Origin of the sequence: Mycobacterium sp. (genome assembly GCF_050701675.1) — a bacterium.
GTDB lineage: Bacteria > Actinomycetota > Actinomycetes > Mycobacteriales > Mycobacteriaceae > Mycobacterium.
The window spans coordinates 1-2,993 of the sequence record NZ_JBOGDD010000150.1 but is presented as its reverse complement, the minus strand read 5'-3'; the positions used below and the strand labels follow the sequence as shown (position 1 = coordinate 2,993).

The window sequence follows — 2,993 nt, the reverse complement described above, 5'->3', positions numbered from 1 at the left end:
CATCGCGCCCCTCGAAGGTGGCTGCGATGCCAGCTGATGCCGACTGCGGTGTCCACGGCAGGATCACTGACGAGATTGTATCGAACGTACGCTGTTCCGGCTGATTACTTCAGCTCCCGAAGCAGGGCTTTCGCGCTAGGTCCGTCGTTCGATCCTGATGTGGCGCGATCATCTCGACGGGTTGACGACCTCCAATACTTGACAACGGCGAAGAGCCCACCCATGTTCGACGATGGCACGCTACAACACGCGTTTGGTATCCGACGGAATCACACAGCATTGGGAGTGGCGATGGAGCTCTACGAAGTCATGCGGACCACGTTCGCGGCGCGTGAGTTCACCGATGATCCGCTGCCGGATTCGGTTCTCCATCGAATCTTGGACAATGCCCGCTTCGCGCCGAGTGGTGGCAACCGGCAAGGCACTCACGTCACGGTGGTGCGCGACGCCCAAGTGCGCGGACAGCTCGCGGACCTCAACGTCCCCGGCGCACAACGCTACTTCGCCCAATTAGCCGCCCGCGAAGGCCCCTGGAACCCCGTCGAACCGACCGCAGTACCCGCCGAAACAATCGCGTCCACCGCAGTTCCCGATGAGTTCACCGCACCATTCCGGCGAGCTGCGGTCGTGCTGGTGGTCACCGTCGACCTGAAGTACCTAGCAGCCATGGACCAAGACCTAGACAGGATCGGCGTGGTCAGCGGAGCATCCGTCTATCCGCTGATCTGGAACATCCTGCTGGCCGCCCGGTCCGAGGGATACGGCGGCACCCTCACGACGATGGCCATCCCGCAGGAGGGTCGGGTCCGCGACCTTCTCGGGATTCCCGACACCCACGCCGTTGCCGCCCTCGTTCCCCTCGGTAAACCCGTACGACAGCTGAGCAAGCTCCGTCGCGGAGTCGTCGCGGAGTTCGCCACTCGTGAACGCTTCGACGGGCCACCGCTCGAGGAATGAACGACGCCAAGCCCGGCGTGAAGTACCGAGAGAGGATGCCGAACATGAGTGCTGTGCCAAGTCGTAAGGCCCGATTGGCTCACGCAGCCAAACATGCCGAGTTATGGAACGCCGGCAAGCGAGAGGAGTGGATTGCCTCCTGGCGCACCATCGTCCCGGCCGCAGTTCGGATGTTTGATCCCGTCGGCACCGAGGAGAAGCAGGGTTTCGACGCTGCGACGGGCTACGCGTTCGACATGTTTCAATCGATCCTCAGGATCAAGATGCTCACGGTCCAAGTGAACGGCAACGAGATGGCCTGGGTCTGTGAGAACTACTTCGGCACCGAGCCGCATGTTGAAATGGCCTACAGCATAGAGACGTTCGCGTGGGACGACGATGGGAATCTGCTCATCAAGACGTACTACCCGATGCCCGAGACCGTTGGATCGGGCAATGACCCCTACGCACACCTCCTTGACGGCCAGCAGTAGGGCCGTCTCCCCGTGGGCAGGCTCAGTCCCATGGCCGTAAACAGCGGTGTGAAGGTGACCACGCCCCCGCCGCCAACGCGGACAAATTTACGATAACCTTGTTTTCCGAACCTATCGAAGCTGGCAGCCGTATGCACGCAAGGGGACCCCTTCCATCTTGCAGACCGGTCCGAATTCGAGAAATGCGAGCCAACGTGAGCCGAGACGTAGTCCGGCGCCCGGAGTGACGGGTGAGTACGCCGGGCGCAAGGACACGTGGTGGCCAAGCCCCTACTGAGCGCTGACGCCATCTATGACGAAGCGCTTCGGGCGCTCGCGACCGACGGCCCCGCCGGGCTGTCTGCCCGAAGCCTGTCGGCACGCCTGCGCTGCTCCACCAAGACGCTGTACCGCCAGGTCGGAAATCGTGAGGAGCTCATCAGAGGCGTCGTGTCGCGGGCGTTTGCCTCGATCGAGTTGGACTTTTCGACCGACACCAGTTGGCAGGACAGTGTGCGCAGCTGGTGTCAGGCGCTTCGCCGGGCGCTGGTGCAGCGGCCCAGTTTGACCAGCCTCATGACGATCGCCGACAGCGGCGTCGTCATGAACTATGTGAACCGCTTGATCAGGGCGCTCAAGCGGTACGGCTTTCCTGAGCAGGAGGCCGTTGACGCGTGCAACGTCTTAGTGCATGTCGCGCTGAGCCTGACCGTGACCGACGTGGCCGTCCATGAAGACACACCGAAGATATTTGATACGACCATTGACTGGCTGATTGCCGGAATGGAACACAGCCACAAAGAAACTGGATCGCAAGACCCCGCCGCAGACGTATTCGGCCATCGGGCCGCCGATCAGGGATCAACCGCTAGGAGCTCTCTGCGGAGAGAGGATCCGCCTAGAGCTGGACGGTGATCTCGCTGCGCGATCCCGCGCCACTCAACCCTCCACGCCTTCATCGCGCCATCAGATGCGCATTAAGAAAACATGGTTGTCTTTGATTCAGGCCTGTGCTTACATGTCATTCATCCAGTGGAACGGCCGACCTGGCGCTCTGAGATCTTTGCGAGGTCTGGCCCCGGTTCACGGCGTACGCGCCCCGACGGTGGGGTAGATGAAGCGGAGGAAGGCAAATAACGCGATGCCCACTGACCTAGAAGTCACCGTCCGCGGCTGGAACGATTCCGCCCTCTGGGATCTCCGAGAATGTCTGGGCTCGACGTCATCTGACACCAGGCGTCACGCCACTCCGCCGCGGAACACTCCGCCGCTGAGAACGGCCGCGGCAGGCTCGTCGAGAGTTGCTGCGCCATGTTTCACGACTGTGGTTTGGAAACAAGCAACCTACTCGGCTTTGGCGACACGGTGATCCTCGAGATCTCCGAGGCGCTACCAGGAAGTGTCGACGTCGGAACAACCCGCGTACCACCCCCACGGAACCTCGGATTCGAACGGATTCGACGACGGGTGCAGGTGAGGTGAGATTCAGGCATGGATCATGTCGGCGATGAGAATTTGTAACTAGGTCAAGCATTCTGATGATGCAAGGGAACAACGTATGCAGGCATGGCAGGTTGTCAAACA

Annotated in this window: 3 protein-coding genes; all 3 read left to right on the top strand. The window is 61.2% G+C overall.

Annotation, left to right across the window (positions count from 1 at the left end; translation table 11 throughout):
- The first annotated feature begins 291 nt into the window (after positions 1–291).
- The 3 genes from ACRDUX_RS04350 (at position 292) to ACRDUX_RS04340 (ending at position 2,324) form a co-directional block, all read left to right on the top strand.
- Positions 292–957, top strand: coding sequence for a nitroreductase family protein (locus tag ACRDUX_RS04350; protein ID WP_526411375.1), 666 nt, complete (start codon positions 292–294; stop codon positions 955–957).
- On the top strand, positions 954–1,430 hold the full coding sequence (locus tag ACRDUX_RS04345; protein ID WP_526411373.1) for a hypothetical protein: 477 nt from the start codon (positions 954–956) through the stop codon (positions 1,428–1,430). Before ACRDUX_RS04350 ends, ACRDUX_RS04345 begins: the two co-directional genes overlap by 4 nt.
- A gap of 258 nt (positions 1,431–1,688) precedes the next feature.
- Positions 1,689–2,324: a TetR/AcrR family transcriptional regulator gene (locus tag ACRDUX_RS04340; RefSeq protein WP_526411371.1), complete on the top strand. Its 636-nt coding sequence runs from the start codon at positions 1,689–1,691 to the stop codon at positions 2,322–2,324.
- The last annotated feature ends 669 nt before the right edge of the window (positions 2,325–2,993 follow it).

Coding starts and splice junctions, on each gene's coding strand:
- ACRDUX_RS04350 (WP_526411375.1), top strand. CDS start 292: ATGGAGCTCTACGAAGTCATGCGGACCACGTTCGCGGCGCGTGAGTTC.
- ACRDUX_RS04345 (WP_526411373.1), top strand. CDS start 954: ATGAACGACGCCAAGCCCGGCGTGAAGTACCGAGAGAGGATGCCGAAC.